This is a genomic window from Mycobacterium sp. E735, from assembly GCF_001666955.1.
Classification (GTDB): domain Bacteria; phylum Actinomycetota; class Actinomycetes; order Mycobacteriales; family Mycobacteriaceae; genus Mycobacterium.
On record NZ_LZIX01000054.1, the window covers coordinates 1 to 3,815 of the forward strand.

Here is a 3,815-nt window from a genome sequence, read left to right on the forward strand (position 1 = left end):
GCACCGCCGAATCGGCATCGACGACCCGCGAATACAACTTCTTTATGGAGGACTTGGCGAAGATCGAGCCCGACCCCACCGACTGATAACCCTCTTCCTCCAGGTTCCAGCCGCCGGCGGCGTCGAACGAGACGATCCGGCCGGCGCCTTCGGGGTCGGGCGCGTCGATGTCGTACCCCGCCAGCAGCGGCAGAGCCACCAGGCCCTGCATCGCCGCGGCCAGGTTTCCGCGCACCATGATCGCCAGTCGGTTCACCTTGCCGGCAAACGTGAGCGGCACGCCTTCGAGCTTCTCGTAGTGCTCGAGTTCGACGGCGTAGAGGCGGGCGAACTCCACGGCGATGGCCGCGGTGCCCGCGATGCCGGTCGCCGTGTAGTCGTCGGTCACATAGACCTTTTTCACGTCGCGCCCGGCGATCATGTTGCCCTGGGTCGAGCGACGGTCCCCGGCGATGACGACGCCACCGGGAAACTTCAGGGCGACGATGGTGGTGCCGTGCGGCAGCTGCGAGCCCACCCCATCGGCGTGGGCACCGCCACCGAGGCTCGCCGGCAGCAGCTCCGGCGCTTGGCGGCGCAGGAAGTCAGCAAACGACGACAGGTCTACGGCGGGGGTTCCCGGGAATGCGGAGTTAGTGGACAGGCGATCGGAGAAGGGCCAGGTCACTGTCCGCCCTTTTGGACGTATGCCCGGACGAAATCTTCGGCGTTCTCTTCGAGCACGTCGTCGATCTCGTCGAGCAGATCGTCGGTGTCCTCGGCTAGCTTCTCGCGGCGCTCCTGGCCCGCGGCCGTGCTGTCGGCGAGATCGTCGTCGTCGCCACCACCACCGCCACGCTTGGTCTGCTCTTGAGCCATCGCCGGCCTCCTGCTTCATCTGAACTTGTTCAGCGGCTCGCTTGCCTTTTAAGCCACACTGCTCGCTGGTATCTCTACCCTACCGGTCAACCCCGACGTTCCCCGGTTTAACCGGCTTAGCTGGTGAGTTGTTCGACCAGTTCGGCGGCGCTATCCACCGAGTCCAGCAGCGCCCCGACGTGCGCCTTGCTGCCCCGCAGCGGCTCCAGCGTCGGTATGCGCACCAACGAGTCACCGCCGAGGTCGAAGATGACCGAGTCCCAGCTGGCCGCGGCGATGTCGGCACCGAACCTGCGCAGGCACTCACCGCGGAAGTACGCGCGCGTGTCGGTCGGCGGGTTGTCCACCGCCTCCAGCACCTGGTGCTCGGTGACCAACCGCTTCATCGAGCCGCGGGCGACGAGCCGGTTGTACAGGCCCTTGTCCAGCCGGACGTCGGAATATTGCAGGTCGACGAGGTGCAGCCTTGGCGCCGACCAGCTCAGGTTCTCTCGCTGACGGAAACCCTCGAGCAGGCGCAGCTTGGCGGGCCAGTCGAGCAGCTCGGCGCACTCCATCGGGTCCCGCTCGAGTTGGTCGAGCACCTGCGCCCAGGTCTCCACGATGTCGGCCGCGCGGGGATCGGGGTCGCGGCTGTCGACGAGCTTCGCCACCCGATCCAGGTAAATCCGTTGCAACGCAAGGCCGGTCAATTCCCGCCCGTCGGCAAGGGCCACGGCGACCCGCAGCGACGGATCGCGGCTGATCGCATGGACCGCGTGCACCGGCCGGGCCAGCACCAGGTCGCTCAGGTCGATCCCGTGTTCCGGGCCGACCTCGATCAAGTCCAGCACCAGCGCCGTCGTGCCCAGCTTGAGGTAGGTCGACGTCTCGGCGAGGTTGGCGTCGCCGATGATGACGTGCAGCCGGCGGTATCGGTCCGCGTCGGCGTGCGGTTCGTCGCGGGTGTTGATGATGCCGCGCTTGAGGGTGGTCTCGAGGCCGACCTCGACCTCGATGTAATCGGAGCGCTGGGACAGCTGGAAGCCGGGCTCGTCGCCGGAGGGCCCGATGCCGACCCGGCCGGAGCCGGTCACCACCTGGCGGGATACCAGGAAAGGGGTCAGTCCCGCGATGATCGACGAAAACGGTGTCTGCCGCGACATCAGGTAGTTCTCGTGCGACCCGTAGGAGGCGCCCTTGCCGTCGACGTTGTTCTTGTAGAGCTGCAGCTTGGCGGCCCCGGGCACGCTGGCGACGTGCCTGGCGGCGGCCTCCATGACGCGTTCGCCGGCCTTGTCCCAGATCACCGCGTCCAGCGGGTCGGTGCACTCGGGCGCCGAGTATTCGGGGTGGGCGTGGTCGACGTAGAGCCGCGCGCCGTTGGTCAGGATCATGTTGGCCGCGCCCACTTCGTCGGCGTCGACCACTGGAGGCGGGCCCGCCGAGCGGCTCAGATCAAAACCGCGGGCGTCCCGCAACGGTGATTCCACCTCGTAGTCCCAGCGGGTGCGTTTGGCGCGCTGAATGCCGGCGGCGGCGGCATAGGCCAGCACCGCCTGGGTCGAAGTGAGGATCGGGTTGGCCGTCGGGTCCGACGGCGATGAAATGCCGTACTCGACCTCCGTCCCGATAATCCGTTGCATGGCCTAAGCGTAGGCCCGCCGACGATGCGCCCCGCGCGGCGGGGCGTTGAGAAGGCGGGCAATCGGGCTAGGCCCGCCGACGATGCGCCCCGCGCGGCGGGGCGTTGAGAAGGCGGCCCTAGTCGCTCAACGACCAGCGCGAGCGGGGCGCCCGTCGTAGGGTGAGCCGCCATGGACCTAAGTCTGCGCCGCGCCCCGCGCCGCCGCGGTCCGGTGAACGGCGCGGCTGAAAGCTGGTTCCTGGCGCGGGGTTTGCCGTCCGTACTGACGAGGCGCGCCCGGTGGCGCCGGCTCTGGCCGCGCGCGGCGCCGGTGCTCGCGGCGTACGCGGCGCTGCAGGCCTGCATCCTGCTGGTGTATCTGATCACCGGCGGCCACGACGTCGAAATCACCGGCACACCAACGACTTCGGAGCTGATCGTGCTCGTCGTCATCGGCCTCAGCCTCCCGCTGATGGCGGTCGTCGGCTGGCTGGTGTCGCGATCGCGCAACGGGCGGGCGCGCGCGACGATAGCGACGGCGTCGGTCGTGGTGGTGGTGTCCGTCGGCGTGGCGACGGGAGACGCTGCGCAGCTGCCGCAGCAGGCCGCCGTCATCGCCGTCGTGCTGATCCTGACCGGCTTCGGCGTCGGTTCGGTGGTCGGCTGGGCGGTCCGCATGATGCTGTCGCACTTCACCATGGTCGGCGCGCTGGCGGTCCGGGCGTTGCCGGTCGTGCTGCTGACGGCATTGGTCTTCTTCAACACCTACGTCTGGCTGATGGCCGCCACGATCAGCGGGAACCGGCTCGGGCTGGCGATGGCGTTCCTGGTCTCCATCGCGGCGGCGTTCGTCATCTCGGCCACGGTGGAGCGGGTGCGACCGACGCTGAAGTCGGCGGCGGCCTTCTCCGGAGATGCCGAGCACCTCGCGGGCACGCCGTTCGCGACCATGCCGGACGCCCCGGACAGCACGCCGTTGAGGAAGAGCGAACGCCTCAACGTGGTGTTCGTTCTGGCCGCGTCCCAGCTGGCACAGATCCTGGTGGTGGCGGTGGTCACGGCCACCATCTATTTGATTCTCGGCCTGATCGTGCTGAGCCCGGAACTGCTCAACGAATGGACCCACACCTACAAGAGCACCGCGACGGTGTTGGGCTTCACGCTGCCGGTCCCGGACTCGCTGGTGCACATGAGCCTTTTCCTGGGCGCGCTGACCTTCATGTACATCAGCGCCCGCGCGGCCGGCGACACCGAGTATCGGTCCACCTTCCTGGACCCGCTGATCGGTGACCTGCATGCCACGCTGATCGCCCGCAACCGCTACCGCGCCGCCGTCGCGCCGACCGCGGGT

4 protein-coding genes are annotated in these 3,815 nt (G+C 68.4%); 1 reads left to right on the top strand and 3 read right to left on the bottom strand.

Translation table 11 applies throughout. The annotated features are described in order from the left end of the window. The 3 genes from prcB to dop form a co-directional block, all read right to left on the bottom strand. Positions 1 to 667: proteasome subunit beta (gene prcB, locus A5704_RS04340; RefSeq protein ID WP_067783729.1), on the bottom strand; the 667-nt coding region annotated here is incomplete at its 3' end. Further along, positions 664 to 858 (bottom strand): ubiquitin-like protein Pup, encoded by a 195-nt coding sequence (locus A5704_RS04345; protein WP_067753803.1) that lies wholly within the window; start codon positions 856 to 858, stop codon positions 664 to 666. The genes A5704_RS04345 and prcB, both read right to left, overlap by 4 nt. A gap of 116 nt (positions 859 to 974) precedes the next feature. Further along, entirely contained in the window at positions 975 to 2,483 is a 1,509-nt protein-coding gene (gene dop / locus A5704_RS04350; RefSeq protein WP_067887532.1) for a pup deamidase/depupylase, read from the bottom strand. Positions 2,484 to 2,654: 171 nt separating this feature from the next. Here dop and A5704_RS04355 point away from each other — a divergent pair. Further along, positions 2,655 to 3,815: hypothetical protein (locus A5704_RS04355; RefSeq protein WP_067887536.1), on the top strand; the 1,161-nt coding region annotated here is incomplete at its 3' end.